At 46.2% G+C, this 14,132-nt stretch carries 13 protein-coding genes and 2 pseudogenes; 9 read left to right on the top strand and 6 right to left on the bottom strand.

The genetic code is table 11. The annotated features are described in order from the left end of the window. Window positions 1-304: 304 nt before the first annotated feature. Both C7R91_RS29650 and C7R91_RS29645 read right to left on the bottom strand, forming a co-directional pair. Window positions 305-442 (bottom strand): annotated as a pseudogene (locus C7R91_RS29650) (ATP-binding cassette domain-containing protein); the annotation flags it as partial. A 45-nt stretch (window positions 443-487) separates the two neighbouring features. Beyond that, window positions 488-580 (bottom strand): annotated as a pseudogene (locus C7R91_RS29645) (helix-turn-helix domain-containing protein); the annotation flags it as partial. A gap of 519 nt (window positions 581-1,099) precedes the next feature. Between C7R91_RS29645 and C7R91_RS04590 the strand changes: the two are divergent. From C7R91_RS04590 to C7R91_RS04575, 4 genes are all read left to right on the top strand, one after another. Beyond that, window positions 1,100-1,555: a DUF2628 domain-containing protein gene (locus tag C7R91_RS04590; RefSeq protein ID WP_047067225.1), complete on the top strand. Its 456-nt coding sequence runs from the start codon at window positions 1,100-1,102 to the stop codon at window positions 1,553-1,555. Window positions 1,556-1,593: 38 nt separating this feature from the next. Next, window positions 1,594-1,794, top strand: a complete 201-nt coding sequence (locus C7R91_RS29130; protein WP_141336866.1) for a hypothetical protein — start codon at window positions 1,594-1,596, stop codon at window positions 1,792-1,794. A 184-nt stretch (window positions 1,795-1,978) separates the two neighbouring features. Next, on the top strand, window positions 1,979-2,620 hold the full coding sequence (locus C7R91_RS04580) for a hypothetical protein (RefSeq protein ID WP_047067222.1): 642 nt from the start codon (window positions 1,979-1,981) through the stop codon (window positions 2,618-2,620). A gap of 45 nt (window positions 2,621-2,665) precedes the next feature. Next, window positions 2,666-3,601, top strand: a complete 936-nt coding sequence (locus C7R91_RS04575; RefSeq protein ID WP_047067221.1) for a DUF4261 domain-containing protein — start codon at window positions 2,666-2,668, stop codon at window positions 3,599-3,601. A 133-nt stretch (window positions 3,602-3,734) separates the two neighbouring features. Here C7R91_RS04575 and C7R91_RS04570 read toward each other — a convergent pair whose 3' ends face one another. The 3 genes from C7R91_RS04570 to C7R91_RS04560 form a co-directional block, all read right to left on the bottom strand. Next, window positions 3,735-4,967: a hypothetical protein gene (locus C7R91_RS04570; protein ID WP_047067220.1), complete on the bottom strand. Its 1,233-nt coding sequence runs from the start codon at window positions 4,965-4,967 to the stop codon at window positions 3,735-3,737. Between the two features lie 424 nt (window positions 4,968-5,391). Then, window positions 5,392-6,423 (bottom strand): YkvI family membrane protein, encoded by a 1,032-nt coding sequence (locus tag C7R91_RS04565; RefSeq protein WP_047067218.1) that lies wholly within the window; start codon window positions 6,421-6,423, stop codon window positions 5,392-5,394. Between the two features lie 154 nt (window positions 6,424-6,577). Beyond that, window positions 6,578-7,972, bottom strand: coding sequence for a membrane protein (locus C7R91_RS04560; protein WP_047067217.1), 1,395 nt, complete (start codon window positions 7,970-7,972; stop codon window positions 6,578-6,580). A gap of 234 nt (window positions 7,973-8,206) precedes the next feature. Here C7R91_RS04560 and C7R91_RS04555 point away from each other — a divergent pair, with 234 nt between their 5' ends. Both C7R91_RS04555 and C7R91_RS04550 read left to right on the top strand, forming a co-directional pair. Continuing rightward, window positions 8,207-9,508, top strand: a complete 1,302-nt coding sequence (locus C7R91_RS04555; RefSeq protein ID WP_047068590.1) for an AAA family ATPase — start codon at window positions 8,207-8,209, stop codon at window positions 9,506-9,508. Between the two features lie 12 nt (window positions 9,509-9,520). After that, the gene (locus tag C7R91_RS04550) at window positions 9,521-11,239 is read left to right on the top strand and encodes a VWA domain-containing protein (RefSeq protein WP_047067216.1); all 1,719 of its coding nucleotides are present in this window, start codon (window positions 9,521-9,523) and stop codon (window positions 11,237-11,239) included. Between the two features lie 132 nt (window positions 11,240-11,371). On the opposite strand, the gene C7R91_RS04545 is transcribed toward C7R91_RS04550, so the two are convergent. Further along, entirely contained in the window at window positions 11,372-12,250 is an 879-nt protein-coding gene (locus C7R91_RS04545; protein WP_047067215.1) for a 5'-3' exonuclease, read from the bottom strand. Window positions 12,251-12,503: 253 nt separating this feature from the next. Between C7R91_RS04545 and C7R91_RS04540 the strand changes: the two genes are divergently transcribed. The 3 genes from C7R91_RS04540 to C7R91_RS04530 all read left to right on the top strand — a co-directional run bounded on the left by C7R91_RS04540 (window position 12,504) and on the right by C7R91_RS04530 (window position 14,129). Next, window positions 12,504-12,710 carry an alpha/beta-type small acid-soluble spore protein gene (locus C7R91_RS04540; protein ID WP_047067213.1) on the top strand — a complete coding sequence of 69 codons (207 nt, stop codon included), beginning with the start codon at window positions 12,504-12,506 and terminating at the stop codon, window positions 12,708-12,710. Window positions 12,711-12,891: 181 nt separating this feature from the next. Beyond that, window positions 12,892-13,149: a hypothetical protein gene (locus C7R91_RS04535; protein WP_047067209.1), complete on the top strand. Its 258-nt coding sequence runs from the start codon at window positions 12,892-12,894 to the stop codon at window positions 13,147-13,149. 104 nt (window positions 13,150-13,253) lie between these two features. Beyond that, window positions 13,254-14,129 carry a M23 family metallopeptidase gene (locus tag C7R91_RS04530; protein WP_047067207.1) on the top strand — a complete coding sequence of 292 codons (876 nt, stop codon included), beginning with the start codon at window positions 13,254-13,256 and terminating at the stop codon, window positions 14,127-14,129. Window positions 14,130-14,132 lie beyond the last annotated feature (3 nt).

Below are 14,132 nucleotides of genomic sequence, written 5' to 3'. Positions count from 1 at the left end.
TATTTCGCGTTTTCCAACTGTGAACTTACTTCGTTAAGAAACATATTCCCGTTACTAAGTGAATGGCAGCCGTTTTTTAAGCGGCTGCCATTTCACCTCATTGCCAATCCCGAAACACTTTATTTTATCAGAGGCACGTGTACATACGCCTTCGCGAGGATTTATCTTCGATCCCCGTGACATTGGACTGATTACTGGTAAGCTCCCCATACGGCTATTTTCGACGCGGTTTCGCTTTTTGTAGGGAGCAGGACATAAATGAGACCCCCAGTAGTTTTCCTTTGAAGCTGGAGTGGTTTCTCCTTCGCAACCCATTCAGCAACCGGAGAATGGCAGATTGAGACAAAACATCGAGGCTGGCCGTTGGTTCGTCTAAAATAATGATGTCAGGTTCAATGCTGATCGCTCGGGCTATGGTCACTCGTTGCTTTTGTCCGCCGCTTGCAACTGGTTTTGTTGTTGGAGGGCAGGAGCGGTACGGAATGAATCAAAGGTCTGTGACACAATCCTGCAAATGCTCTTTGATTTTCCGGTACAGAGTAGCCCGGTTTATGCCCAGCCGTTTCGCCGCCCTAAGCTGATTGTAGTCCTCTTACTCCAGCACGGTCAGGATGATCTGCGTCACCATTTCCTCCAGCGTTTAATTCTACGGAAGAAAGGGGGACGATAGGTTCTCGTTTTCTTGTCTTTTCCGGCAAAAGGTTCGTGAAGAACATCGTTGATCGCTTCCAGTTTCTCTCGTGCTTTCTACGTGCCTATTATTTGTCTTGAAGATGCCAGTGCAGTTGGTAAATCAGCTTGCGAGAAGCCACAGGAAAAGGTACCATAACTCACGGAGTAGTAGGGCATTATCAAGCAGGTTGCAAATCAATCACAAAACTAAAAAATAGTTGGTTTAAAGATAGCTGTAAACGGGGTGAAGGGAACTCATTCGTTTATTTACATGGGATATTCTCAGACGGTATTTCTATGGAGTAAAGTGAGGTTAAAAAACCTTGGATAGTCGAGGTATAATAATTCAATTTTGGCTTGATTCCTTTTAATTCTTTTCGTGCCTATTGGAGATTGGTGATATCTTGTAAGATTGGAGAGATAAACTTTGGATACTCATCTTACATTAAATTTCTTGTCCGCCTATGTCCACCATCATAATTACTATTTGAATGCTTGGCGTACAAAAGGGTTCTCATGGAATTGGGGAGCTGCACTTTTTGGAGAAGCATGGTTTGCCTTCCGAAAGATGTATCTGCTTGCAATTATTATTTATTCTGTGAATCTATGTGTAGGTTTGCTATTGGGTTTCGTTGGACTTGATGATGCTACTTTTTATGAAATATACATTGTCTTCGCAATTACTCAACGAGTGCTTTTCGCATTAACAGCCAATTTTTTGTACTATGTTTCGGCAGTGCAAACAATTAAAAAAGCTCACAGTAAACATACAATGCTTGATCTAGAAGAGATAAAGAAGCTGGGTGGGACTAGTGTCCGGGCTGTTATTGTGGTGGTGCTGGTCAATCTGTGTTTTAGTCTGCTGGATCGATTTTTAGCATAGTGAAAAAGTTTCCTCAATAATAAGAGGGGGGAAATAGTGTGGGAGAAGCTTATAAGCTGCTTTGTCAGCATTGTTCCTATAACCAAAAAATATATGTTGGCGTTGGATTCAGATATATTCGATTGCCGGAAATATGGGAATGGTTCGAGGATGAAGCTGGCAAGGAGCGCATTCGTGAATTTATGCAGGACAGTAGCTGCCACATTTTTGCAAATGGAGTCGGATACCGATACATATAAGAACAGCTATGATTGTCCCCGATGCTCAGAGAAAATGCCGTCTATGCCTATCGATGAGGAGCTTGATCACGGTCTTGCGTTAGCTTGTCCAGATTGTGGCAAGAAAAAGCTGTCCGTGGAGTGTTTTTTGCATTGGGATTAAAAAAAGGCATCTCTTATCTACAAACGTAAAGGAGAATCAAACATGATCATTTGGCCTAAGCCTTTCTTGGAGCCCGCAGCATTAAAACAGCGTCTGCTTATCCTGAGCGCACTGGATATCGTATTGTGTGAAGAGGAATGGCTGCGCAGATATCAGTTCGATCCAGAATGGGATGAAAACACAACATTCGCGGGCGTTAGCAACGGTTCAGGCGACGATCTTTTCGTTCTATTCACCCCCGAGGGCGTTATTGTAAAAGGATTCGATCATGAATCGGAAATGAGTCCTCATGCCAGGGAAGAATACGAGGTTTGGCCTGGCATCTATGAGCAAGTCCCTCCCGCTTTGCTTCATCGACTCGATGACGAAGCGTTAACGAAGGAGGATGTTACATTTTGCCTTTGGCGAGAATCTACCGATCACGTGTGGAAGACCGGAGACGTACATAATCCGCAAGGGCTGGATGACGGATCAGATTTTTTGCTTGGGATGATATATGATAATCCAGAAGACTATGTAGAGTGGGCAGAGGATTATTACGAGGTGAAGGTCTCGCTTGATGTAGTTGGTTATGTATTTACAAATACTGCTATTACCAAAGAAATGATTATGGAGCTGAATCCAGAAGTTGATCTGGACATCGCGAGCAAGGAGCTCCAAGCGATTGGGTTTACCGTTACGTAAAGTGCGCCATGACTCATAAAAACACATTGGAAAGAAGATGACGATATGCCAAAAGGTATGTATTCTCAAGGAGTTGCCGTCCTGCTGTCAACGGCGGTTTCGATTCATAAAATCGCAGACATGCTCAAGAATCAATTCGAAATTGCCAACATCATAGAAACATTTGACCAATGGGTGTTCAGCGGCCCTAGCTTGCTTATTCCGTATCGTCCAGAAGTAAACGGATATATCCAGGTCGATGTCGTCGATAAGTCTTGGCCGGATAGTATGGGAGACCCGGCAGAAGACACAATGCTGTTTGGCGCTTGGTCGATGGGCTTTTTCGGTCCGTTTACGTTCTCGAATAGCCTGGAGCGGGCAGCTCAGCAGTCGTGGGGATTTCCAGAAGGGCAGCAAGCCGCATCTGAGCACGGAGCGTTTATCCGTATTCGCTCTTCTTTCGTGTTGGGGGAGTCGGACGATCAGGCTCGTGTACTGCCTGAGGATTATGAATCGCTCCCGGAGTTGATGACAGTCACTGCCATTGCTAAGTCGCTGTTGAAAATGCCAGAAGCCCTTTGCTTTTTTAATCCAAATGGAGAGTGCCTCGCGTCTGACGAGCTGATGCAAGAACTGGAACAACGCCATGAGCAAATACAGCTCCTTCCGCTAGAGCTGTGGTCCAATGTCCGGTTGTTCAACCTTCCAGAGGGATGGCTCTTGATGGATACCGTTGGCATGCAGCAGTTGGATGTGATCGATCATGAGGCGGTCTTTAATGGGGATGCCTACGATCCGAATGAAGTTGCTAGTTTTCTGCGTAATATATCGAACTATGTATACGAGAATGGTCCTGTTATCAATGACGGCGATACAACCGATGGGCCGGGTGAAGAAATTTGGAAGTGTGTCTTGTTGGAGGAAGGGTTGGCAAGCCCTCCGCGTGATGTGCTTCGCTGGTATCCGTTGGATGGAAGGGAAAAGCCTACGGGATTGGAATAATTGCGCTATCACTTGGAAGCCCAAGGGAACTTGCTAGGAAAAAGCACGATCATACCCCTGTTTAGCAGGGTATAGTCGTGCTTTTATACGTTAGCATGAGAATTTGAGAGAAGCCAGGCTCACTGGTACCTACTTATTTGATAATCTCCTCATAGATCAGCTTGCCGTCATGCGTATACACGCCAATCTTTTTGGTCCCCGAGATGGTGTACTCGATGGCGACTGTCTCATTCGTAGGAGTGATCAGCAATTGATGTAGAAAGTTGAAGCTTTGATTGTTAGCTGTGTTCGTTATGATCTGGGAATCAGTATGAAACAATTGTCCCGTCTGCTTGAGCTCTTTCATTAGTTCTGGCTTATTTAGCACATATTGTTGCGGTGATACGACTTTATCTGCCGCATTAATTTTGGTAAAGGTATATTGCTTGTTGGTTTTCGTCACAGCGAGAAAGTGACCATCGGATGTTGGGCGGATAAACGCATACTTTTTGGAAACAATGAGCCCCTTTTTATTCATCAGCACATAAAATTCTTCGTTCCCCAGCTTGCCTGAGACAATGAATGAGCCACTGTGCATATTCGATTCGACTTTATAGTTACGGGAAGGCTTCAGCATAATTTTGCCTTCATTGCTGATAAAATGTGTCTGGCCATTTATTTTCACTCGATGCCAGCCTTCACCATACCCGAAATATTCATCGAAAAATGGCTTGCTCAGTATTTTTCCGTGAATAGTTCGCATGCCCATCTTGTAGTATTCGTTCCCTTTTGCGTCTTTTACCATTTCACCGTAGGGCAAGTAGTACGGATCAAACGTTTTCGTAGTCGGTTCGGCTAAGTAGATTGGATGATCCGCGTCAGGAAACTTCTTGGTAATTTTCCCTGTTTTGGCATTGTATAGATACGGCAGGTTTCCCGGATAGTCCGTGCCCGTAAACCATTCCCCATGTATCTGGTTGAAACCAACATCGCAACAGGTACCCATCGGTGAAACTTTGCCCTGCTTATCGTAGACCAAATATTCCATATGCTTAAAAAAGCTGCCATTATAAAAATAACCGTACCCATTTCGGAGCGGGTACACTTCACTTTTATAAGCGAGGTAATTGCTTTTTATTACTTTTCCAGACGGTGAAACCAATGACATGGTGTAAGTCTTTGGAGGTGAATCGTGCTTGTAAAGTGGTTGCTTCGTGAAAAGAAAAAATGGCTCTGTCAAATGAGACGGTATTTGCAGGTTTTGATACACCACTGGCAATTGCGGTGGATTTAATGGGTCTTGCTGCTCTTCAGCCTTGATTGGCGAGGTAGAGACGAAGGTGAGGGACAGAGCGAGCATGGTTTTTAACAGGGTAGAAAATTTCATGATAGGAATTCCTCTCTAGTAGTTAATGAGATTGCACTTAAACTATGACGGTTCAATCGTGACAAATGTTACCATTCTTTTGCAAATAAATCACCAAGACGAAAAATGGAGCAAAAATGAAAAACAAGATTACGCCCGCTCAAATACTAGAGTAGTGAACAGTTGATCATTAACAGTAAAAAGCCGACTGCTTCTCAGCGTAGTCGGCTTTTCCATGTAGGTAAATAAGTGAAATACGTTCGAGAAGTGTGATATAGGTTAATCACGAACATTATTTAAGTGTTGATTATAAATAATTCGTGAATTTTCAGGTTATATCTCTTTTTGTTAAAAAAATCTCGGGGGTAATACTTTTGATGATCGTAAGTCATTTGCTTAAAGCCGAACAATGCGTGATCGTGGTTTATAAAGTGGCAGTCCATTTTTAAAATCTATGCCGAGGAATAGTCCCTGGAACCGATATCCGACAGAGCGTAGACAACCCCAGATACCCAAACAACGGATACAAAAACATGAGCAACTGACTATACCCAATCAAGCACAATACGAAAGCAGTAGAGAACAAATACAAGTATAGCCGCGATTCCGGAACATCCAATAATTCCCGCAGCTGCTGACCAATCCCGAACACGTTGGAAATCAATGTGGTAAAAATCTCGGAATAGAGCACGAAAACAAAGAACAGCTGGAGCCATTCGTTCCATTGGTCCGTTACAAAAAGTATCGGGATATTCATGAGACGGACATCGTCCCAGTTGGCCAACATGGCAGTATGGACGACGAGTAGCATGAATCCAAGAACGACCCCGCCAATGACGGCTGCCCGAAACAAAACAACCTTGTCGCGGATCGCATAGCCGATCGGGATAAGAACGGATTGGGCCATAGCTAGATTAAAGGACACGTATAAGACTGTTTTCCATAAAAAGGAGTAATCAGATGGGGTCGAGAGAGGCATGGGAGATTCTGCGGTGCCATCCAGCAAAATGAGCAAAGCGAACAATACCATAGATGGAACGACGATCGCATTCACGACGAGTAACTGCTCCAACCCTTTTCGCAGAATCAACAGGGCGAACAGAACGGTGGCGATGGTCCCGACCAAATACGGAATGTCAAACTGCTCCTCCAAGACCGAGCCCGCTCCTGCCAGCATGACAGTCGTTACGCCGAAAAGGGTGAGAAAGACCAAAATATTCATCGTACGACCGATCATCGGTCCAAACAGTTTTTGATTAAAGGATTCATAGGAGGGTGTGCGCAAATGATGAGCGATTAACATCATCTTGTAGCCCAGCCAAACAAAAAGAGAGGTGGCGAGCAGGATGCCGATTGTTCCGGCATGTCCGTAGGCGGTGAAAAACGCGAGTATTTCTTGACCGCTCGCAAACCCGGCGCCTACGACGGTTCCAATGTACGTTGCTGCGACCTGAATACTTTTTCCCCACAACTTCATACTGTTTTTTTCCTTTCTCATCCAAATAGAGGCTAGTACAAGTGTATGATTCTCGGAGAAAAACAGAATGAAAAAACTCGTCTATCTCATAACCTAACCAAGGAAAAAGCGAATGGCCCGTGACCATTCGCTTTTTTGTATGGATACCGACATTTTACAGAAGAAACATTGCCACGATTGTCGTCACCAAAAGCCCAATCGCCACGGGATACAAATTTCGTCTCGCCAGTTCAAAAGGATCTACTCCGCAAATCGCCGCAGCAGGAATCAATGCCCAAGGAATGATCGTTCCACCGCCGACCCAGATGGCGGCAATTTGTCCTAGCGCTGTTAACGTAGCTGCACCGGCACCCAGAGCAGTTGCGAATAGTTGAGCCAAAGAGCCAGCCAGTGTAATCCCGGAGAAGCCTGAGCCATCCAGCCCTGTAATAACACCTACTGCGGATACAGTGAGAGCAGCTACTTCCTTGCTAATGGGAATCGTCTGTGCAAGCGCCACGCCAAGGTCGTTCACGATTCCGTGTGAACCCTGCGGCAGCACCTCCCCAAACACCTTGATAAACCCACTGTCGCCCATATAAAAGAAAGCAGCAATCGGGATAACCGGACCAAATACCTTAAACCCGAATTGAAAGCCTTGAATGAGATGGGTGGTTACCTGCTCGAGACCGCTTTTCTTGTGCGCGAGCATCGTTGCGATGATGAGAATGAGCAAGGCCGTGCCGCCCACTAGCGCCGTTGCATCGCCTCCGCGTAAATCAAAAGCAAACATGGCCACGACATCGAGGACAAATAATACTGGAACAAGTCCAGCTAACGCACGACGCACGCCATCTGACAAAGGGACTCGCACGGAAGTAAAAACGGCATCAGGCACGACTGTCTCTTTGGAAGAAGCAAGCACGCCGAGCTTCATGTCTTTTTTCAAATACCAGAATGCGATTGCAGTTGTCACGACGCCCATAATAATAACGAGAGGGACACTGGCAGAAATCACGTCCGAGACAGGAATTCCAGCGGCTTTGGCCGTTAAAGTCGGAGCGCCTTGAATAATATAATCACCGGACAGTGCAATCCCATGTCCAAACAAGTTCATCGAAACGGCGACACCCATCGCTGGCAAACCAGCGCGCAATGCCACGGGCAACATGACAGCACCGATTAGTGCGACAGCTGGAGAAGGCCAGAAAAACCAGGAAATGACCATCATGACGATCCCAATAACCCAATAAGCCAATGCAGGATTTCGAACCAAATGGGTCATCGGCCTAATCATCGTTTCATTTACACCCGTATCGGTCAAAACGTGACTCATCGCAACAATGATGCAAATAACTAAAATCGTCGGCAATAGCTCGGTAATCGCATAGATGAAGCTGCCGAATATTCCGCCGACGGCTGTTGTCACAGAGCCTGTCGCAACGAAACCGAGGATTGCTATGCCCACGATACTGATCAGACTTGTATCTTTTCGAAAAACCATTACGAGAATAATGCCAATCACGAACAAGACATACACACCATGTATCCACAAAAGCTCGATTCCCATGTCGCACCCTCCTTTTTCGTTACTCCGATGAACGTACCTTGATGTCACAACATATGCGAAAAATGGCCCATGGGTGAACGCACATTCGAGTGCAGACGAGTGAAGCAACTGGAAAACTGGCATTTTTGTCCATGATATGCCACTATTAATGAATGACGTATATTTGGGTTCCAAGCAAGAGAGGGGGATCGGCACATCGACGTACGTAACCAGTCCGTCGTGCAGCCAACTACGATGAATTCAACTACACCCATCCAACGTAAAATGGACCAGGCAATTGAGCTTTTGGAGCGCCGTTTCCTGGAAAGAAGTGAACTGATTCGCCTTTTAATGCTCGGCATCATGAGCGGGGAAAATGCTTTGTTAATTGGCCCGCCGGGAACAGCCAAGTCCCAGCTAGCACGATCAGTCTCTCAGCTTTTTGGATCGGAACATTGGTTCGAGTATTTGCTTACCCGTTTTACGACACCTGATGAGATATTTGGTCCAGTCTCCCTTCAGCAATTGAAACTGGATCAATACGTACGAAAAACAGCAGGCTATTTGCCCAACGCTCAGTTTGCGTTTTTGGACGAAATTTTCAAAGCGAACAGCGCGATTCTGAATGCGCTACTTTCTATATTGAACGAACGAATTTATTTCAATGGCAGAGAAAAAGAGGAGGTTCCGTTGCAGTTTTTAATGGCTGCATCGAATGAACTTCCCGATGACGATGATCAATTGACTGCTCTTTATGACCGCTTCCTGTTCCGGTATGAGGTTCACTATTTGAAGCATGCTTCCAGCTATGAGCGCATGTTTTCTTTGCCAACGACGCCTCTTCCCGTTGTGTTCTCTCTGTATGACGTGAAGGATATTCAAGCAGCAGCAAAGCAAGTGGTCATTCCAGAAACCATCATTTATTTCTTGTACCGCCTCAAACAAGACCTGGAAGCAAAAGAGTATGTTCTCTCCGACCGTCGCTGGAGCAAAATCGCACATGTATGGCGTACTTCTGCTGCGTTGCATGGACGTGAGCAGGTGACGATCTGGGACACGGTTTTCACTCCGCATATGCTGTGGAATGTGCCTGAGGATTTGACAGTTATGCAGGAAGCGTTTGAACAACAATTTACAGAAATGCTGAAGAATGATATGGAGAACGAATTGCCACTCCAGCGCTTCGGCCAAATTGCGGATAAATGGAAGGAAAAGGAGTCGGAGCTGCATGCGTTCCAGTTTAAAAAGGAAGTGGGCGCAAAGCTGGGCAAGGAAGCGACGGAGCGCAATGTCCGGTTGTTAGAGGAGAGTCGCGAAGAGGTAGAAGAGACGGCGCGAGACTTGCGCAATCGTCTTATTCAGTGGGAGCAGCGGGAGCACGATCTGCATGCCTATGTCCTGGAAAAAAACCGCTTGATTCCCCATGTAGAAAAATACGCGGTCAAATATTCATACCTGCGAATTGAAGGCGAACGGATTTTGCAGCAACTCCAGCGCACGTATCGGACGATTTTTGACAAGGAAATCCCCGGGACGGATTATGATTTTACGTTGTAGGGGGTAGTTCGTATGATCATTCGCGCTAGCGGTGTTGATCGCTATGTATTTGAAACGTACCTCGCCTCTTCGCGCACCGCTCAGGAATGGGTTCATGAGGCGCGGGCACGAGCAGCATGGTTTGATTTGGAGCTCTTGGCTGATTTTTTCCTCGTCTTTTATTTAGAAAAGCCGGAGATCGATCTGACGCAAGAATCCACTCCTTTTCATCATTGGATGATTCGTACGCTCATGAAGCAGTATTTTACACGCATGATACATCCTCGTACGGTCGGGCAGGAAAGTGCGTCGTTCAAAACCGCGATCAAGGCCTTGCTGTGGCTGACGGAGACGTTTTCCGAGGAAGTGAAGCAGCGGGAGAAGGATCAACGGCTTTCCCCGCTCTTAACTGGCTTGAAAGATCAGCAAGGTCAGGAAGGAAGCCAACAAGCACAGCTTTCCGAGCTGTTGACCGAAAAACAAAAGGCCAAGCTCGAGTTAGTCGGTTATACTCTCCAGCAGGGGAAGCGGATCGTAGAAGACAAGCAAGAGGCCATGGACACCAAGCCGTTAGTACGGGCAGAGGTACTGTCTTTGCAAAATCGCATAACTGAGCTGCAAGAAGAAATGAAAGTGCAGTTCACGAAACGGACCAAGCTTCTGCAAAAGGTGAAAAAATTGGAGGGAGAGCTCTCTCAGCGAGAAAAACAGCTTGATCGACTGCAAAAGCAAGAGAAGGAAGCGATCGCCGCTTTTGAAACAGAGCTGGGACAATGGCTGGAGCAATCGTTGAAGGCGACGCTATCTACGGAAGAACTCGATACGCTTTTTGTCGAAGAGGTATTTACTGCCAGTCAGCGTTTTGCTAACCGAAGCTGGGGTCATGAGCTGGGCAAGCTGCGGAGGCAAAGCTTTGAGCAGTATTTGAAATGGATTGAGAAATTGAAGCGCCATCCTGATCTGGTCGCTTTTCTCAACGAGGTAGGCAGGCAAGTCCATCGTTTCCGTGTAAAGCGCAAAGAAATTCGCTCCAGACATTTTCCAGAGGAATACTATGATTTGCGACAGTCGGGCGATATTGCTCACATGCTGCCTGGTGAAGCTGTGCTTCTCGCTGATCCGGACTTCGAGAATTACTTCATGCTTAAATGGCTAGAGCAAAAGCTCATGACCTACGATACCTCAGGATGGGTAGAAGAACCGCCAAAAGGTCCGGTCATCTGCATGCTGGACACATCCCATTCGATGCGCGGAAGTAAGCTGCGGCTTGCGCAAATTTTTATCATGACGTTTGCCGCCCTCTCGATGCTGGAAAAGCGTGATTTTATTCTCCTCTTGTTCGGGGCCAAAGGCGAGATTAGAGAGCAACCGCTCTATTACAAAAAGCCAGATTGGGCTGCCTTTTACGGCCTGGCGCAAATGGCGTTTGGCGGTGGGACTCACTTCGATGCCCCGATGAAGCGGGCCATCGAGCTGGTTGAAAAGGAACAAGCATGGCGTGGTGCAGATTTTGTTATGGTAACGGATGGAATTGGGGGGATTTCTCCTTATGTCCAAGAAAAACTCATCTCTTTGGGTCAGCAGAAACAAGTTCGTTTGCACAGCTTGATTGTGGGTTCTGCGAGGCAGCATCTTGTGCAAGCATATGATTTGCTGGGCGTTTCTCACCGTGTGAAATTTGCGACGAGCTGGGAAGCGGATGGGGAGGAGAATACAGGGCTGCTATTGGATGTATTTCAAACAGCCAAATAAGTGTTCGGCGTTCGGCGTTCGACATCACTTTCAAATCTCGTCTCCTCTTATGGGACGGGATTTTTGCATAAAGGAATCGGCTGAAAAAAAGTGGATAGACCGCTTCTTCTCAGCCGATGATCATAACCCCAATTAGCCAACTCTCGCTGCCATCGTACGTCCGAATTCAAGCTCTTCGAATTTGTTCTGAACGACTTGACGATCGTATTCCCATAGGGCATCTTCCAGTGAATACTCCACCGGAACATCCCGGATTATCGTAGCGAGCTTTCTGCTCAAGTACACCTGATCGCGATTTTCTTCCAGCTTGCTGCGCATTTTAGGCGTGCAGCTTTCCAGATTTACATATAGGTTGTCCAGATCACCATGCTCGGTAATCAGCTTTGTCGCTGTTTTCTCACCAATTCCTGGGCAGCCCGGAATACAGTCGGAGGCATCTCCCATTAAAGCTTTGACATCAACGACCTGTCCAGGTGAAATTCCACGCAATGCCAAGAGGCTCGCTGGATTGTAATGCTCATGCTTGCCGCCATTTTTTAGGATTTTTACGCTGACTCGCTCAGATACGAGCTGCAAGCTATCGTAATCACCAGTCGCAATGATGACCTCGTGTCCTTCTTCGGATAGGCGTGTGGAAAGCGTACCCAATACATCATCGCCTTCATAGCCTGGGCAACCCAAGTTCGGAACGGAGAACGCATCCGTCACTTCTTTTACCAAATCGAATTGTGGAATGAGCTCATCCGGTGCCGCTTGACGATTTGATTTATAGCCGTCATACCATTGACTGCGCACCAAAGACTCGCGCGAGGCAACATCCCAGCCCACCACGAGATGAGTAGGACGTGTCAACTCTGCGTAATCGAGCATCATTTTTGTAAATCCATAAACCGCATTTGTGTACACACCTGATGAAGTCTGGCGATAGGCTCCACCCCAAGCAGAACCATAAAAGGCGCGAAATAAAAAGCTCATGCCATCGATGAGCAGTACTTTTCCCGAATCACTCACAAAACCTTGCCCCTCTCACTACCAAACTATACGCACCATTATAGCATAAAGGAGCGGGACAACCTTGTCAGATTTTACAACAGAAATATCGTGAGAAAACGTGCATGTACTTTTTTTGCGGTGGGATGATAGTACCACAAGAGGTCAGCAACCACCTCTTGAATATCAACTTCCGGTCTCAAGGTGAGAAGCAAAAAACGCTAGACGGTTCAACTCCGTCCCGGGAGAAAAAAAGCGTTGGGAGGAATCAATCATGGCAAACAACGGTGGAAGCTCCAACAACCTGCTAGTTCCTCAAGCGAACCAAGCTTTGGATCAACTCAAGTATGAGATTGCATCTGAATTCGGTGTAAATCTCGGACCAGACACTACTTCTCGTCAAAACGGTTCTGTTGGTGGCGAAATTACCAAGCGTCTGGTGAGCTTTGCTGAGCAACAAATGGCTGGCCGTCAAGTCTAACGTACTGACAAGTAAATAGCTGGATGATGAGAGGTCCCTTCCATGGGGCCTTTCTATTTTTTCAATCGCCCTTTTCTGCCACTTGTGTGCAAACACACAAGCACAATCGCGGACTAGTCATATGGTGTAACGAACAGTTAACTATCCTCGTTTGTCCAGTGGAAAGGAGAGACGTCCGGCTATGAAGAAAAAAGAAATCAAGCAGCTTTTAAAAAAGCATCCCGAATTTGAAGCGTGGGTCCTCGAGGATTCCATGCGGATTAGAGCGGTCCGTAGCAACCCCGGTATGGCCGAAGAATTGTTTAAAAGATGGAATGACCGAAAAAAAGGGGTACTTGATTTTGAGGGCATCTCGCAAAAAACCAAACGTGCAAGCGAAATGCTGACAGGCGTGCAATCCATCATGGAAATGATGTCGGATTATTCGAAGAAACAGTAAGATTACATTTGGAATGATTGGGGAAGGCTAGCTCATTAGCCTTCTTTTTCTTTTTCCTTTCAGGGTGTGTTTTGTTATACTAGAAAATGGGAGGGAGCGTGTCTATGTTCAAATCAATGATTAGTCTCATGTTGGTCACAGCATTGACGCTCGTCTCTGGGACAAGCATATCCAGCCAGACAGTAGAAGGGGTTTACGCCCAAACAACGAAACAACAACCAGCAATCAGCGTAACACCAGCCAAAACATATCCTGGGGACGTTATTTTTGTACGCAGCAAAGAACCACAAACCGTAACGGTATTCTCTCAGAACTATCGTTTGCAAAAGACACAAGATGAGTATGCCCGATTTATCCCAATTCCTTTTAACATGAAAGCAGGAACCTATAAAGTTACATCTGCTGACAAAAAGCTTTCCGTAACGGTGACAATCGAACCGAAAAAATTTGCAGTAGACAAGCTCACGGTAAGCAAACAGCTCAACAAAATGCGACAGGATACGAATCGAATCAATGCAGATCAAAAAAAGATCAATGCAGCCAGATCAAACTCGAGAGCAATTCCGTATTTCTCGGAGCCTTTTAAACAGCCAGCAGTCGGAAAATTAACGACTCCATTCGGCTACCAACGCGTAGTAAATGGTGTACCAGCCAACCGGCACGCGGCAATTGACATCGCGAACAAAACAGGAACGCTAATTTGGGCGAGCAACCATGGGAAAGTGGTTCTGTCCGACTCTTTATATTTAACGGGCAATACCATCATCATCGATCACGGGTTAAATATTTTTTCCATATATGCTCACTTGTCCAAGCTAGATGTAGAGACAGGGCAAGAAGTGAAACAGGGACAGGTGATTGGACAAATGGGTAGCACCGGTTTTTCTACAGGTCCTCACCTTCATTACGGCATGTTAGTGGGTAATACGTACGTAAATCCGCAGCCGTTTTTTGATGCATCACCTTTCCTCTGGAAGTAATTT

Origin of the sequence: Brevibacillus formosus (assembly GCF_003013405.1) — a bacterium.
GTDB lineage: Bacteria > Bacillota > Bacilli > Brevibacillales > Brevibacillaceae > Brevibacillus > Brevibacillus formosus.
Note: the sequence above shows the minus strand (reverse complement) of the source record. Positions and strands in the feature narration are given on the sequence as shown.